Origin of the sequence: Paenibacillus hubeiensis, from assembly GCF_032334105.1 — a bacterium.
In the GTDB taxonomy this organism is placed as follows: Bacteria; Bacillota; Bacilli; order Paenibacillales; family Paenibacillaceae; genus Paenibacillus; species Paenibacillus hubeiensis.
The window spans coordinates 199,427-214,470 of the sequence record NZ_JAVYAE020000005.1 but is presented as its reverse complement, the minus strand read 5'-3'; the positions used below and the strand labels follow the sequence as shown (position 1 = coordinate 214,470).

12 protein-coding genes are annotated in these 15,044 nt (G+C 53.4%); 11 read left to right on the top strand and 1 reads right to left on the bottom strand.

Annotated elements, in window-relative coordinates; all coding sequences use genetic code 11:
* Nucleotides 1-105: 105 nt before the first annotated feature.
* On the bottom strand, nucleotides 106-1,293 hold the full coding sequence (locus tag RSX24_RS16235) for an ROK family protein (RefSeq protein WP_343261193.1): 1,188 nt from the start codon (nucleotides 1,291-1,293) through the stop codon (nucleotides 106-108).
* Nucleotides 1,294-1,561: 268 nt separating this feature from the next.
* Between RSX24_RS16235 and RSX24_RS16230 the strand changes: the two genes are divergently transcribed.
* The 11 genes from RSX24_RS16230 to RSX24_RS16180 all read left to right on the top strand — a co-directional run bounded on the left by RSX24_RS16230 (nucleotide 1,562) and on the right by RSX24_RS16180 (nucleotide 14,933).
* Complete coding sequence (locus RSX24_RS16230) at nucleotides 1,562-2,197, top strand: chromate transporter (RefSeq protein WP_343261192.1); 636 nt, start codon at nucleotides 1,562-1,564, stop codon at nucleotides 2,195-2,197.
* 10 nt (nucleotides 2,198-2,207) lie between these two features.
* Entirely contained in the window at nucleotides 2,208-2,741 is a 534-nt protein-coding gene (locus RSX24_RS16225) for a chromate transporter (RefSeq protein ID WP_343261191.1), read from the top strand.
* Nucleotides 2,742-2,868: 127 nt separating this feature from the next.
* A complete protein-coding gene (locus RSX24_RS16220) occupies nucleotides 2,869-4,581 on the top strand; it encodes a spore germination protein (RefSeq protein ID WP_343261190.1) in 1,713 nt (570 codons plus the stop codon).
* A 20-nt stretch (nucleotides 4,582-4,601) separates the two neighbouring features.
* Nucleotides 4,602-5,699, top strand: coding sequence for a GerAB/ArcD/ProY family transporter (locus tag RSX24_RS16215; protein ID WP_343261189.1), 1,098 nt, complete (start codon nucleotides 4,602-4,604; stop codon nucleotides 5,697-5,699).
* Complete coding sequence (locus RSX24_RS16210; RefSeq protein WP_343261188.1) at nucleotides 5,696-6,889, top strand: Ger(x)C family spore germination protein; 1,194 nt, start codon at nucleotides 5,696-5,698, stop codon at nucleotides 6,887-6,889. The genes RSX24_RS16215 and RSX24_RS16210 overlap by 4 nt, the downstream gene beginning before the upstream one ends.
* A 331-nt stretch (nucleotides 6,890-7,220) precedes the next feature.
* Nucleotides 7,221-8,042, top strand: coding sequence for a purine-nucleoside phosphorylase (locus tag RSX24_RS16205; protein ID WP_339274128.1), 822 nt, complete (start codon nucleotides 7,221-7,223; stop codon nucleotides 8,040-8,042).
* A 49-nt stretch (nucleotides 8,043-8,091) separates the two neighbouring features.
* Entirely contained in the window at nucleotides 8,092-8,619 is a 528-nt protein-coding gene (locus tag RSX24_RS16200) for an SMI1/KNR4 family protein (protein WP_343261187.1), read from the top strand.
* A complete protein-coding gene (locus RSX24_RS16195) occupies nucleotides 8,616-9,749 on the top strand; it encodes a TerD family protein (protein ID WP_339274124.1) in 1,134 nt (377 codons plus the stop codon). The genes RSX24_RS16200 and RSX24_RS16195 overlap by 4 nt, the downstream gene beginning before the upstream one ends.
* Before the next feature lie 225 nt (nucleotides 9,750-9,974).
* Entirely contained in the window at nucleotides 9,975-11,582 is a 1,608-nt protein-coding gene (locus RSX24_RS16190; RefSeq protein WP_343261186.1) for a glycoside hydrolase family 43 protein, read from the top strand.
* Between the two features lie 83 nt (nucleotides 11,583-11,665).
* Nucleotides 11,666-12,811 (top strand): glycoside hydrolase family 88/105 protein, encoded by a 1,146-nt coding sequence (locus RSX24_RS16185; protein ID WP_343261185.1) that lies wholly within the window; start codon nucleotides 11,666-11,668, stop codon nucleotides 12,809-12,811.
* Between the two features lie 100 nt (nucleotides 12,812-12,911).
* Complete coding sequence (locus RSX24_RS16180; RefSeq protein ID WP_343261258.1) at nucleotides 12,912-14,933, top strand: GDSL-type esterase/lipase family protein; 2,022 nt, start codon at nucleotides 12,912-12,914, stop codon at nucleotides 14,931-14,933.
* The last annotated feature ends 111 nt before the right edge of the window (nucleotides 14,934-15,044 follow it).

Below are 15,044 nucleotides of genomic sequence, written 5' to 3'. Positions count from 1 at the left end.
TTGTCGTTTTCAGGCTGTGGCATACGAAAACAAACCTCTGTTCTCGCAGTTCGCGATCGTTCAGAGGTTTGTTTTTGGCATGTGTTTGGCACGATTTGCAGAAGGTCATCCATCCCATTCCTGCAAAATCATCAGCGCTGCGCCGGTGACCACGCCTTCGTCCCGCAGCTCCCCTTGAGAGAAGACCGGATCGTACTCGGGATAATGATAGATGTTTTTGCGGGCAATCTGAATGGCCGACTCGTAGACCAGCGGATGCGCGTTGACGAGAGCTCCACCCAAAATGACGTATTCCGGATGAACCGTATTGATCAGGTTGGCCAGCCCGATGCCCAGATAAGAGGCGGTTTCCGTAAAAAGCTCCTTGACCAAAGCGTCGTTCTGTTCAAGCGCTTCAGCCAATGCCGCGAAATGGATTTGCTCCGGCGGCAGTCCGGACAGGACGCTTTCCCGGCCGATTTTGAGCTGAGCGCTTACCCGCTCCTCCAGCGACGGGACGGAGACGTAGGCTTCCAGGGCGCCGTAGTTGCCTTTGTCCCGCAGCCTTTTGCCGCCCGTCTGAATAATCATCTGTCCGATGGCCCCTTCGGTATCCGCCGCACCGCGCAGGATTTTGCCGCCGGACATGATGGCCGAGCGGATACTGACCCCCGAGTGCACATATAACATGTGTTCACAGGTATCGTCTCGCAGCGCCCAATGCTCCGCAAGCAAAGCCGTGTTGGCCCCATTGTCCAGCCGTGCCTTAATATGAAGCTGTTCCTCCAGCATACGGCAGATCGGCACGTTGTTCCACGCTTCGGACGGGAAAAAGTCCGGCTGCAGGATAATGCCTTGCTTCGGATCCAGAGGTCCGACAGCACCTATGCCGAGCCCGAGCACCTGCTCTGCGGCAATCTGATGTTTCTCCAGCATCGCTTGCGTTTCTTGGACTACCAGTTCCACGAAGCGCTCCGGCGTTAAATCACGATCCATTTTCCAGCGAGAGAGGGCCAGTGGTTGGAGGTGAAGGTCATATAACCCCAGCGAAGAGCTTATTCGCGATATATCCAGCCCAAGCAAATAGCCGTAGGATGGGTTGGTTTGGAACAGAATCGGCTTGCGTCCTCCGGTGGAGCTGCCCAATCCGGAAACGACGATCTTTTTTTGGCCCAGCATATCTTCCAAAATACGTGTCATGCTGCTGCTCGTAATCGTGAAATATTCCAGCAGATCGGCTTTGGAGACGGTGCCAAGGTAAGCGATCCGATCGTAAATCTGTTTATGAATTGAAGAATGGGAACGTTTAAGCATCAGTATACGGCTCCATTTCCAAGTGAATGAGTCGGGATAGATAAATTCAGTATAACGGAAGAAAGTTACGTTTTCCAGCTAATGTTATAGGAATAATTGAGTTAATTCTATTATGGAATTAAGTTGGTGGAATTATGTGGTGTTTTTTAGGTTGTGAAAGGGAGGATAACTTTTAGGCTAATATTTTTTGATGACTTTATTCCAAAATGGAATAAACATGCTATAATGAAGTATAAGAGTTATTGAACATGAAACGGGAAGGTGTTATATGAACACACAACGCAAAATTAACCTTAACCTCCTTGTCCAGTTGTGTGCCGTGTTTCTGAAGCTGGGTCCCTCTACCTTTGGGGGCGGTTATGCCATGATTGCTGCGATCGAGCGCGAGGTCGTCGAGAAAAAGAAATGGTTGGATCGCTCCGAAATGGCAGACATGATATCGGTGGCCGGTTCGGCACCGGGCGGCGTCGCCGTCAATTCAGCCGCGTTTGTCGGTTATAGAATGGCAGGAGTGATTGGCGCCATAGGTGCCGTTGCGGCGATTACGCTGCCTACGTTTATCATCGTATTTGTCCTCAGCCTGCTTGGCATGATGTTCCAGGACGTTCCCAAAGTACAGGCGGCTTTAAAAGGAATCCATGCAGCCATAGCGGCGCTGATCATCGTGGCTGCATTCAAGATGGGCAAACGGTCGATCATGGATGCCGCGACTTTGCTGCTGACCGCCGCAAGCGTATCCGTGCTGCTGTTCACCCAGGTTCATTCGCTGTACCTGATTATCGGTGGTCCGATCATCGGCGTGCTTGTAGTGTTTGTCAAACGTGCACTCGGCATGGCGGCACAAACGGAGAAGGAGGACAACGAGAACAAGCAGGAGCCTCATTTTCCCGAATATTACATCTGAAGGTGATTACATGCTGTGGGAATTATTTTGGTTGTTTTTAAAAGTGGGCTCCCTCTCGTTCGGCGGAGGATATGCGGTAATTACCCTTATTCAGCGGGAAGTGATGGATAAGGGTTGGATCGAACCGGAACGGTTCCAAGAACTCGTTTCCTTGGCCGGCATGGCCCCAGGCTCGATTGCCACCAATACGGCCACGCTGATCGGATATTCCGAGAGCGGGATCCCGGGAGCGATCGTATCCACGATCGGCATTATTTTGCCGTCGCTTGCCATCGTTATTTGTTTCACTGCGTTTTTCCTGCGTTTGCAGAACAATACGTGGGTCCGCTCCTCTTTTTATGGCCTTAGGCCAATCGTGACCGGACTCATCATTTACGCGGCCATTCACTTTGGCATTGGCGGCAATACCGGATCGCTGCTCGAATGGACGACGCTGGGGATGCTCGTCATCTGTGCAGGCTGCCTGCTTGGGATCATCAAGTACAAGCTGCATCCGTTCGTCGTCATTTTGCTTGCGGCAGCGGGCGGGATCGTTATATTTTAAATCGGAAAGAACAAAAGTCATTTGGGGCATGAGACCCAATCGTCGCTTTTGTTCTTTTTTTGCATGATTTATTATCTTTTGGAAACTCTACAACCTATATGGAGGTTTTGGAAACGGGGGATGGACCATGTGGCAAACGATCATGCATCATCTGCCGAAATGGAACATGATAGCGGAAGCAGTATGGCTGACATTGTTTCCTTTGCTCATATGGCAGCTCTTTCAACAGATCCAGGCCTGGGACGGAAGGCACAGCAGGCGCAAACAGAGGATGGAAGAGGTACAAAAACAGCCTTCCGCTTACTCCGATGCGGACCGGCAGGACACCGAAACGGGGGATGGGGAAGCTGGCGAAGAAGGGCTGTCTTTTACGATGGATCATCTGCTGAATCTGGGCAAGTTCAGGGCTTCAGCCAGAGACATGCAGGACATCAACGAAAAAACAATCTATTTGCAAAATTTGAACGTGAAAGCGGTTCTGTTTTTCATTGACGGTCTGACCGATAAGTCCGGTTTGGACGAAAATGTGATCAAACCACTGCTGGATTGGGGCAGCGCACCATTGGATTCGGAACGGTTCGCAGCAGATCGGACGCTGGCGGATTTTCTGATGCAGCAATTGCTGCCGATCGCAGAAATCGAATGGGTTGCGGATGTCAAGCAGGCGCTCCGCAAAGTTTTGTTCGGATCGGTGATGCTGCTGGTGGATGGTGCTCCCGGCGGGATTGTGCTTGGCATTTCCGGGGGAAAAAGCCGCTCGGTTGAAGAACCCGTCTCCGAATCGGTCCTTCGCGGTCCACGCCTCGGTTTTACGGAGGTGCTGAGCGACAACACGGCGATGCTTCGCAGACATGGCGAGAGCGCCAGCCTCTCGATGGTATCGTACAAGGTAGGAACCCGGGTTGAAAAAGAACTGATGGTCGTCTATTTCAAGGATATTGCCAATCCCGAGCTTGTAGAAGAAGTGAAGCGGCGCGTCGGCACCATCGAGGTGGATGAAGTGATGGAAGCAGGTTACGTGGAGCAGCTGATTGAGGACAACTTTCTGAGCCCCTTCGCGCAAATTCAAAGTACCGAGCGTCCCGACAGGGTGATGGGGGCTTTGTTGGAAGGCAGGGTAGCCATTTTGCTCGACGGCTCCCCATATGCATTGCTAATGCCTGTAACTTACGGCATGATGCTTCAGTCGCCCGAAGACTATTATGAGCGGTGGCTGCCCAGTTCCCTGATTCGAATCCTTCGCTTTGTAGCTACATTAATCTCGTTGTTCGCTCCGGCAGTTTACATTTCCTTCATTTCGTTTCATCCCGGCCTTATTCCGACGAAGCTGGTCGTTTCCATTATCGGCACCAGGCAGGGCGTTCCCTTCTCCACATTGATTGAAGCGATGATCATGGAAGTAGCGATCGAAATGCTGCGGGAAGCAGGCTTGCGATTGCCCAAACCAATTGGTCCGGCGATGGGGATCGTCGGCGGTTTGATTATCGGGCAAGCTGCGGTCAATGCTGGCATCGTCAGCCCCATTCTGGTCATTGTCGTGGCGGTGACGGCCATTTCGTCGTTTGCCACGCCGATGTACAGCGCAGGCATCTCCATGCGCTTGCTGCGGTTTCCGATCATGTTCAGCGCCGCGATCTTTGGGCTCTATGGCGTTATTATGTCTTTTCTGTTTTTGACGATCCATATGCTGAAGCTCAAAAGCTTTGGCATTCCCTACGTCACGATGGCGGTACCCCAGTCTCTTAAAGACTGGAAGGATTATTTAATCCGCGCGCCGCTGCAATTCATGAAAAGCCGGCCGAACGTATTGAAAACGAAAGATCCGAAACGCAGCGATTAACTCAGGAAGGGGGTGCAGCGATGTCAGCCGGGTTGCCTCAATCCAACCAGCTAACGACGTTACAAGCCATGGGTGTGATTGTTTGTTTCATCATTGGCGCGGAGCTGCTGATCTTGCCGAGGGAGTTGGCCGAGGCAGTCGGCACGCCTGATGCCTGGATGACGGTGGCTGTCGGAGGAACATACAGCTTTGTTAACGCATGGATCATCATCAAGCTGAGCCAGCGTTTTCCGGAAATGACCTTTTACGAATACGTGCAGGAAATTGCCGGTTCTTTCGTGGGCAAGTGCATCGGATTGATCTTGATCCTGTATTACATCAATGTGGCCAGTTTCGAACTGCGATCCATGGAAGAAGTCACTTCGTTCTTTCTGCTGGAAGGAACGCCAGGCTGGGCCATCTTGGCTTTGTTTATATGGACATCCCTGTACCTGTGTATGGAGGGAATAACCACGATCGGGAAAGTGTGTCAAGTGATCTTTCCGATCATCGCTTTTGTCCTGATTCTGATTTTTTCGCTGGGTTTTCATATTTTCGATGTGGACAATCTTCGACCGGTGCTCGCCAAAGGGTTCATGCCTGTCCTGCATGGCATGGGATCGACCACGCTGACCTTCAGCGGGAGCGAATGTCTGTTGTTCATATTGTGCCGAATGCAAAACCCAAAGAAAGCGACGCTGATTGCCGGGTGGGGCATCGGGTTGGCTGTCGTATTTTATACGACGGCGGTGATCATCTGTATCGGCGCATTTTCGATTGATGGCGTCCTGACGCGGACCTGGCCTTTTTTTGATCTCGCGCGCAGCGTGGAGGTGGAGAACCTGTTGCTGGAACGGTTCGAATCCCTGTTGTTGTCCATCTGGATCATCCAGATTTTCGCCACCTTCACGATTGTGTTCTACTGCGCGGCTTTGGGGTTGTCCCAGATCACGAAAATGCCGTACAAATGGAGCTTGTATGTGACCGTGCCCTTCATCTGTGTGTTGTCCCAACTGCCTCAAAACATGAATGAAGTATTTGCTGTGGGAGCTTTTGTCGGAAAAGCCAATTTGGTCCTCTTTTCGTGTTTTCCGATCATCCTGCTCCTGCTTTCCGTTTGGAGGTCGAAACTGTCATGAAAAAAGCACGTCTCGGCATGCTGCTGATCAGCGCGCTCACAGGATGCATCCTGCTTGCGGGGTGCTGGAGCAGTTCACCGATTGAGGAGCGCAATCTCGAGGCCGGGATTGCGCTGGACTGGATTTCCCCGGACGAGAACGGCGCATCGTCAGCAGTGGGGAAGGAGAGCAATGACTCCAAACAATACATCCGGCGAACCGTGCAGTTTGTTTTGCCTGAGAAGGGGGATAATTCCGGTGCCGCTTCGCCGGGAAAAACGTTCTACAACGAACAGGAGACGGGAAATTCCAACATGGAAATGACCAGGGAAAGTTATCTCAGCAACCAGTCTCCGGCAGGCTTTCATCTGAAAACGATTGTCATCGGTTCGAAACTGCTGGAGCAGGTACCCATGAATGAGCTCTTGGACTTCTATCTGGCGGATAACGATATTCGATTGAGCTTGCTGCTTTTTACGAGCACGGGAATGGCCAGCGATGCGTTTAAAGAAACGCATTCCAGACAGACGCCGGCCTTCATGCTTAAGGACCTGTTCAACAACCGATCCCGCAGCGCCCGTATGGTCAAACCGGTTTCACTCGCCAAAGTCATCGGTCCCTTGAAGTCGGGTTCAAGCTTCATCTTGCCCAATGTCATCGTCACGAAACAAGGTGTCAAGCTGTCCGGTGCGGGCATAATCCGTGGTAAAACGCGGGAATACGGCGGTCATTTAAGCGAAATCGATGTGGAGGGGCTGCAGTGGATCACCGGCGATCTGGCCGGAGGCATCGTGAGAGTCGCGGAGCCGGGTTCACAGCGAAATTTCACCTACGAAATCAAGTCTGCCAAAAGCGAAATCAAAGCCAACGTTCGGGGAGACGAGCTTTCGTTTCATGTCACGTTAACGTCGACCGGTCGAATCTCGGAAAGTTTTGTTCGCAAAGAGAACAAGGGGAACAATGCATTGCTCGCCAAACAAGCCGATATCGTGGAGGAGCGGGTGATCGCGCTGGCACAGCAGGCCGTCGCCAAAATGAAATTGCTGCGGGCGGAAGCAGCCGGCTTCGGCAAAACCGTACGGATTCAGCATCCCGCCCTGTGGGAGCAGCTCAAGGACGACTGGGACCGAGAGTTTGTTGCGATTCCCGTTACGTTTAGCGCGAAGGTTCATATTGAAGATTACGGGGCTTCGATCATGACGGTGGATTAAAGCCGAAGGACGGATCAGCTTCGTTTACATTCGTTTGTACGGAATATATGAATGCCGACTCTCGACAGAGAGTCTTTTTTTTGTGTACAGTGGGGACAAGATGAGGCTTACTCCATTGGCATGCAGTTTCACGAGAATGTGGGCGAAGCTCCGGATTTCGACGCACTGTCATCCCGTATTTCGAGCTGCTCCAGTCGTAAGGGGCCGAGCGGCCTTTGTCTTTGCCTTTTAGGTCAGCCTTTCGTTTGCATCGGATGGTTCGGTAGCTTACACTGGATCATGCAGTGCTGTTTCGCCTACTCTAATTCCATACATTCGGGAGGACCTATCCATGCATCAAACATCACATATTCATGAAGCGCGAGATTACATATTGGGCAAAATCGGCGCAAGCCGACCTGTTGTCGGCATGATTTTGGGCTCAGGCCTTGGGGCGCTGGCGGACGAGATCGAAAATGCAACGGTGATTCCGTATGCAAGCATTCCGCATTTTGCGCAATCCGAAGCCGTTGGCCATGCGAACGAACTCGTGATCGGTGAGCTGCAGGGCAAAACGGTTGTTGCGATGAAAGGGCGCCTTCACTATTATGAAGGATTTACGCTGGATGAAGTGACGTTCCCGGTTCGCATCATGAAGGCGCTGGGCGTGGAAAAGCTGATCGTTACCAACGCTTGCGGCGCGGTGAACACCGGCTTTGCGCCAGGTCAACTGATGCTGCTTACGGACCATATCAATTTGGTGGCCAACAATCCGCTCATCGGCCCGAACAATGATGAGCTTGGCGTTCGATTCCCCGACATGTCCGAGGTGTACAGCAGTGAACTGCGCCATCTGGCATTGCGGGTCGCCGAGGAACAAAATATCAGCCTGCAGCAAGGCGTGTATGCGTGGTGGACGGGACCAGCCTACGAAACGCCGGCCGAGATTCGCATGATTCGCACGCTGGGCGCGGATGCCGTCGGCATGTCCACCGTTCCGGAAGCAATCGTGGCGACCCATGGTGGCATGAAAGTGCTTGGCATTTCCTGCCTGACCAACATGGCGTGCGGCATTTTGGACCAGCCGCTGAGCCACGATGAGGTCATCGAAGTGGCTGCGCAGGTGAAAACGACGTTTATCGGTTTGGTCAAAGGCGTTTTAAAAGAAATGTAATCTGCTCCGGCAGCATGCCGGGAATCTTATGGGGAGAGGATGAAGCCGAATGGTCAGCAAAGCAGAAACGTTGTGGCAGCGCATATTTGCGAAAGGAGCAAACGAGCGTCCGGATTTCAGGGAGGCGTTGGGTTTGCAGCAGGGTGCAAGCGAAGAGGAGTTTCGCGATGTCGAGACCGGACTCGGCTTCTCCCTGCCTGAAGAAATGAAGGACCTCTATCGCGTGCACAATGGACAGGTGTGGGAGATCGGGACGGAGTGTTTCGTCCGCAACCTGACCCTGTCCCCGCTAGCGGAGGTGCTGGAGAATTGGCGTTTCCTGCAGGAGGAGTTCGAACCGGATGAAATGGAACCGGAGGCCGATGCCGAAATCAAACCGATGGCTTGGAATCCGAAATGGATTCCGATTGCCAGCAACGGCGGCGGGGATTACTTGTGTCTTGACATGGACCCGTCAGAACGTGGGCAGGCGGGGCAGGTGCTTTACTTTTGGCATGATTGGGGCAGGCGTGCGGTGGAGGCATCCGGATTGTTTGCATTTTTGGAGTTGTGTCTGGAAGAGGAGGAGCGTTTATGATTGTGCAAAAAGGACAAAAAGTGGAACTTACTAAAGGCAGGATATTTCCTGAATTGGCGATTGGGCTTACGTGGCATACGTCGGGACCATCCATCGATATCAACGCTTCTGCGTTTCTTCTTAATCATGAAGGGAGATGCACGAGAGACGATGATATGATTTTCTATAACCAACAATCGGGCAGGCAAGGAGCCGTTAGGCATAGTTTCGGTGGAGACGGGCAGATGGAACGCATTCATATTTCGTTTGGTAAAATCCCGCCCGACATCGATAAAATCGGAATCACGCTGACGATCCATGAAGGAGAAATCAACGGAAAAAATTTTTCCATGGTCCGGGACGCCTCATGCCTGATTTATGATCCTTCCAATGGCGAACAAATCGCTACATTTCATTTCGGAGACGGATTGAATCTGGAAACGGCCATCGTTGTGGGCGAACTGTACATTCATAACGGGGACTGGAAATTCAATGCCGTCGGGAGCGGGTTTCATGGCGGACTTGCCGCACTCGTCACCAATTACGGCCTTGCGCTGGAGGATGCCGCCGAAGAAGCTGCTGCCGCAATAGAAGAACCGCCCATGCCATTGAAGCTGGACCTTAAAAAGCAAGAAAGCATCAACATTAAGAAGTCTGAAAAAGTTACCGCCACGTTAGAATGGAAAAAAGACAAGGATCTGGATCTCTATTGCTTCTATGTGACGAAGGACAACGAGATCGGAAAAATTTATTATCGCAACCTGGGATCCGCTCTTGAACAACCCTACATACAGTTATACGGGGATGCATTATCCCATGGCAAAGAAACCATCGTCATCCATCGCCCCGAGGCATTGAAATACATTCTGTTTGCGGCATACAGCGCGCTCAGCAACGGGATTGGAAGTTTCAAATCCATGAAGGTCCGAGCAGTGGTCGACAATCATCAGGGGCAAGTTGTGACCACGCCGCTGCACCAGAAAAGCCATCTTTCATATTGGGTAGCGATTGCTCACATCGATTTTACCGATTCTAAGCAAATGCGCGTCTCACACGTAGAGCAATACTCTCGCAAAAACGTTGAACGCAGTCCGTTATTGTATGCTGATGGTACCTTTGCGATGGATGTCGGTCCGGAAGAGTTTAAGTAAGCTGACAATAATGGAGAACCACGTTAGCATCCATTTTTGCAACGATAAGAAATCATCCGTAAATGCAGGATGGTTTCTTTTTTTGGGATTCAGGGTGGGCCGGGGCATCCCTCATAAGAGCAAAAAAGATGAAGAAAAGGCGAAATGCACATGGAACGATTAAAAAAACGACCTCTCAATCCACTATAATGGGCGTGTTTCCATACGACGAACTGGAGGAGAGTTATGTTGAGAACGTTTCAAAACCCGGTACTGCCCGGATTTTATCCCGACCCGTCGGCCATTCGCGTAGGCGATGACTATTATCTGGTGACATCCAGTTTCGAATATTTTCCGGGCGTGCCGCTGTTCCACAGCAAGGATCTGGTTCACTGGCGGCAGCTTGGGCATGTGCTCGACCGCGCCTCCCAGCTCAATCTGGACGGCATCCTGCCTTCGCGAGGCATCTGGGCTCCCACGATCCGGTATCATGATGGCGTATTTTACATGATCACGACTTATGTCGACAACGACAAAAAAGAACATAACTTTTACGTCACAACCAGGGACCCGGCCGGCGACTGGTCGGACCCCATTTGGCTGGAGGACGCACCGGGCATCGATCCCTCACTCTTCTTCGATGAGGACGGCCGTGCATATTATACGGGCAATCGCGTCCCGCCGGAAGGGCAGGACCATCCCAAACATATGGATATTTGGCTGCAGGAAATTGACCTGAAACAAGGACGGCTGATCGGCGAAAAAGAAAGCATCTGGCAAGGCGCGCTCAAAGTCGCGCATGCTCAGGAAGGGCCACACTTGTACCGCATCGGGGATTGGTACTATCTCTTGATCGCTGAAGGCGGAACAGGGCATACGCACGCGGTAACGATTGCCCGCAGCCGCAGCGTGCGCGGTCCATATGAAGGCCACAAGGCTAACCCGATCCTGACCCATCGGCATCTCGGCCGGGAGTATCCCATCGTCAACGTGGGCCATGGCGAATTGGTCCAGACGCAGCATGGCGAGTGGTGGATGTTCTGCCTTGCTTCCCGCACGGCGGGTGGATATTACCGCAATCTGGGCAGGGAAACGTTTCTGGCTCCGGTAGTGTGGGAACAGGAATGGCCTGTCGTCAGCCCGGGTGCGGGCAGGCTGGAACTGGAGGTCCAGGCGCCGGATTTGCCGGAAACGGTCTGGCCCGCTGATCCCGTCCGGGACGAGTTCGATGGAAGCGGTCTTTCCCCGGTCTGGAACTTCCTCCGTACGCCGCGCGGCGACTTTTGGAGCCTTGGCGAACGTCCCGGTTATCTACGGTTGAGGCTGAAGCAAGAAACGCTTTCCGGACAGGGCAATCCGGCCTTCGTCGGACGCCGCCAGCAGCATCTGAGCTTCAGGGCAGCCGTGCAGTTGGAGTTTAAGCCCGGGCATGAAGGCGAAACGGCGGGGCTAGCGCTGTTCCATAACGGGGATCATCATTTTCGATGCGAGATCGCCTTGGAGCGGGGCGAGCGTGTACTGCGCCTGATGGAGCGCCAAGGCGGACGGGAGAGACGGCTGGCTGCGGCAGCATGGGCAGCCGATCGCATCCAACTGAAGGTAGAAGCGCATCATCAGGATTACCGTTTCGACTATCGCGAGCATGACTCGGCGGAATGGACGCCTTTGTGCGAACACGCAGACGGCAGGCTGCTCAGCACGGACCGGGCCGGGGGATTTACGGGCACGTACATCGGCCTGTATGCTTGCACGCAGCCGGGCACAGACTCGACCGGAAGCGAGGCATTGGAGAGCGCTGGAAGGGATGATGTATTCGCTGACTTCGGCTGGTTCGAATACGAGGGGCTGAATTAGAATCTGCGATCATTACCCGGTCGAACAATGCTCACGCGTTGGACCCGCAGGGGAAGGAGAACTAATGACAGGAGGAACACGGAATGGATCACGTGAAAACAGCACAGGCAAGCCGCGCACGAACCATTGCAGAAATGATTCTGGGACAGTGTAATGATCGGGGAGAACATGAATATATATTGAAACGATGGGCTTATGTGCCCGGCATGCTGCTCATGGCCATGGGACGTGCAGGCGAGCAGCTTGGAGCGGCCGAATATGTTCGCTTTGTAAAAAGGCATATGGACGCTTTTGTAAACGAGGATGGATCGATTCGCACGTATTCGTTGGAAGAGTACAATCTCGATCAGATCAATCAGGGCAAAAACCTGTTTCCGCTCCTCCGGCAGACGGGGGACGAACGTTATGCGAAGGCTGCCCATTTGCTGGCAAATCAGTTGATCAGTCAGCCCCGGACGTCGGAAGGCGGCTTCTGGCACAAAAAAGTGTATCCCTTTCAAATGTGGCTGGACGGCTTATACATGGCATCCCCGTTTCTGGCGGAATATGCGAAGGTATTTGCCCGTCCCGAGCTGATGGATGAGGTTGCTCACCAGCTTGAGCTGATCGAGCGCAAAACCCGCGATCCCCGGACCGGCCTGCTTTACCATGGATGGGACGAATCGCGGGAACAGGAGTGGGCCGATTCGTTGACCGGCCTGTCGTCGCACTTCTGGAGCCGGGCCATGGGATGGTATGCGATGGCGCTCGTGGACAGCCTGGAGCATTTCCCGGTCACTCATCCGCGGCGCGGCACGCTGGTAGGCATCTTCCACCGCATGTGCCATGCCTTGCTGCGCGTCCAGGACGAAGCCACGGGGCTGTGGTACCAGGTGCTGGATGAAGCGAAGCGCCCTGGCAACTATGTGGAAGCCTCGGGTTCCTGCATGTTCGTCTATGCACTAGCCAAAGGCATCAGGCTGGGGTATTTGGAGAAGTCTTTTGCCGCAGGCATGCTGCGCGGTTATGAAGGCATTGGAACACATCTGGTGTCAGAGGACGAACAAGGACTGCACTTGCATTCGATCTGCAATGGGGCCGGGTTAAGCAAGGATCGCAACGGCTCCTATGATTATTACATTTCGGAACAGGTCGTTGCCGATACACCGATGGGCGTAGCTCCCTATCTGCTGGCATCGTTGGAGGTGGAACGATACGGTTCCGCAAACGCCGGCTCTGTGTCCGGATAAGCACGGTGCGGACTGAAATAATGGATGGCTGGACGATGGAATAAGGGAAAGCAGGCAATGCAATCCATCATGGCATGAACGGATAGGGGGGATCGATGTGATGGTCAAAAGCATGCAGTTCAACTTCACGGCTTTGCCAAAAAAGGGGTATCGGTCCGTTGTGCAGGAAGAGCAGGGCGTCGTCCCGCGTTATGACGACGCCGCCGGATATGGTTTCGTGGAAAGAACCTGCGCCCAGCCGCCACGAGAGGTTCATATTGAACAGATCGTGCCGGTTCAAGAGGGGTGCGTCATCATCGAGGAACGATTTGCGGATCGAAACGAATCCACGGAGAAGGATTTCAACCATTACGGCATGTGTTTCCGGGTCAAGGCCGAGCCTGGCGCATATCGGATACAGGTACGTACCACGTCCGGGCTTGGCGACACGATGATCGCGATCTCGGGCATGCATGCGGATGGCTTGCTGAATGCGGATTATTGGGATGCGGCACGGCTTGTACCCAATAGGACACGCGTTTTTCAGGACGAGCGGTTATGGAGTTACGACTATGTGAACGGACGCGACTTTATCGACGTTGAAATCGAACCTCGCCGGTTGGGCTGTCCTGTAGGCATCGCCGAGCTGGTGCTGACGCCCATACCGGTCTACCCGCGCCCTGAAAGCAAGCTGCCTGCACTGTTTACGCTCGGGGACTCCACCGTGAAATCCTATATTTTCATGGAAGCGCCGATGAGCGGCTGGGGGCAGGTGTTCGATGATTTGTTCGACCCGAGGCAGGTGCGGGTGATCAACTATGCCATGGGCGGACGGTCCTTCAAAAGCGCTTATACGGAAGGGCGCTTCAACGATATTTTGCTGACGGGAAATGCAGGGGACGTCGTGTTGATCCAGTTCGGGCACAACGACGAATCGCGTGACGAGAACCACCGCTTTGGCAGAGGCGCGACGGAAGAAATGTACCGCACGTATATTCGCGAGGTGTACATTCCGGCGATCCGGTCCAGGCAGATGATCCCGATGCTGGTCACGCCAATGTCCCGGGTGGATGGGAATGCCGCGCCCGGGCATGTCTACGCGGACTCTTTCCGCGAGCGGCAATTTCCGAAGATCATGCGTGAACTGGCCGAACAGTTGAACGTGCCGCTGATCGATTTGAACCGGGAGAGCGTGCGGTACTATAACGAGATCGGTGTCGAAGGCACAACCGCCGTCTTCATGTCGATCGAAGCAGGGGAGACGCCGGGCAAAACCAATGACGGCAGTCTTGCGAACGGTCATCCGGCGCGCAAGATCGATGGCACGCATTTCAAAGAAAGCCTCTCCAAGTCGTTTGCCCGCATCGTGGCTACGTGTCTTGCGCGGCTTGCGGAGCAGGGGCAGCCTGATGCTGCCCGGGTTGCTTCGTGGCTGAAGCCGGAGGTGCAGGCAGCGATTCGGAATCAGGATTGGTCGGCCGTATATCCCGAGATGGCTGTCGATGCCATGACAGGACGCGGGGCGTATTACCGGAATCAGATTGAGAAGCTGGTCCAGCTGGGCGTTATGAAGCTGGATGAACGATCCTGCTTTCACCCGGAAGCGTTGATGAAGTTTGGCGAATTTCGACATGCATTGTCCCGGTTATTGGATCTGGCCCCAGACGTATTAGGTCGGGACGTGCAGGCGGAAGGGACATTGTCCAGAGAGACCATGGGCTGCATGCTGTTGGATGCCTTTGAGGCAAAATTCGGTGCGAAGGTGCTCCCGGCTTACATGACCGACTATAACGGGGAAGCAGTTCCCCCGGACCAACCGGACTATGATGCTCATTTGGCGCCCGACGAACGAGGAATCATGTATTATCCGCTTGTGTCCTTTGAACAGCTGCAGGATACGGCCGAGATCGACCCGGCTCTCTACGATCGGGTGAGGAAGGCGTACATGCTGGGATTGTTGCGCTCAGAGAAAGACATTGAACGGGGAAGAGTCTGGAACGGCCGGGAACTGGAACCCAAAGCAGGGGTCACCCGGGAGAAAGCGGCCAAATCGTTATACTATATGTGGGTGCTTTCCCAGCCGATAAATATCGAAAACGACCTTTCCCGGCTGAAGACCAAGTCGGCGCATTGGGTCGGTTAAGGCTCCTCCAGTACTGTCAAAAGGGTTTCCGTGCGTTCAAGGATGAATGCGGGAGCCCTTTTTGGTGTTCTTCAAGCCGCTCTAATGAACCTGAAACACGTTATTTCCTGG